Consider the following 1,088-nt stretch of genomic DNA (forward strand, 5'->3'; position numbering starts at 1 on the left):
CGGCATGGTCGGGATGTGAGGAGGACGGGTCCTTCGGCGGCAGGATGAGAAATCGCCAAACCCCTCGTCCTGAGCATGAAGGAACCCGTCCATGACCCACGGTAATGCCCCGTTGTCTGTTGAAGGCCGTCGTCGTCTTGTTGCGCGCTGCGTCGATCGTCCCATTGCCCATGTAGCTGCCGAGATGGGGATCTCACGGGCGTGTGCCTCCAAGTGGGTCAATCGGTTCCGGCAGTTCGGCGAGCTGGGCCTACACGATCGCTCATCGGCTCCGACGCACCAGCCCACAGCCACCCCGGCCGAGGTCATCAGGGTGATCGAGACGATGCGCCGGGCCCGCAAGTGGTCTGCGGCGCGGATCGCCTTCGAACTGAACGCGCGCGGCATCGTGATCAGCCAGCGCACCGTGAGCCGACAGCTGGTGGCGCTGGGTTTGCATCGGCGCAGGTTCCTTGACCCCAGCGGGGATCTGAACCGGATACCGCAACGCATCATCGCCCGCCACCCCGGACACATGGTGCACGTCGACATCAAGAAGGTCGGCCGCATCCCCGACGGTGGCGGGTGGCGAGTACACGGCAAGGGCAGCCCCCAGGCCAAAGCCGTGGCGGTGGCCACCGCAGCAGGAACGCGAGCCGGCTATGTCTATCTGCATTCTGCAGTCGATGGCTACTCCCGGCTGACTTATACCGAAGCACTCAGCGACGAAAAAGCCATCACAGCAATAGGATTCATGCACCGGGCCCGGGTCTGGTTCGCTGCGCACGGGATCGACCGCATCCAACGGATCATCACCGATAACGGCTCTTGTTACCGCGCGAAGGACTTCGCTCGCGTCCTGCACGGGGCCCGGCATCAACGCATCACGCCCTATACCCCGCGCCACAACGGCAAGGTGGAGAGGTATCACCGCATCCTGGCCGACGAATTCCTCTACGCCCGCACCTGGACCTCAGAAGTCCAGCGCGCCGAAGCACTCAAGGTCTGGAACATCCACTTCAACTATCATCGACCACACTCTGCCGCTGGCGGCCAGCCACCAGCATCACGACTCGCCACCGGCGTCACCAACGTGGTGACCTCCTACA

Annotated in this window: 1 protein-coding gene; it reads left to right on the forward strand. The window is 63.7% G+C overall.

What is annotated here, in order from left to right:
- Window positions 1-91 precede the first annotated feature (91 nt).
- The coding region (locus BST14_RS28105) for an IS481 family transposase (RefSeq protein WP_083067491.1) at window positions 92-1,088 on the forward strand (997 nt) is incomplete at its 3' end.

Origin of the sequence: Mycobacterium arosiense ATCC BAA-1401 = DSM 45069, assembly GCF_002086125.1 — a bacterium.
Taxonomy (GTDB): Bacteria; Actinomycetota; Actinomycetes; order Mycobacteriales; family Mycobacteriaceae; genus Mycobacterium; species Mycobacterium arosiense.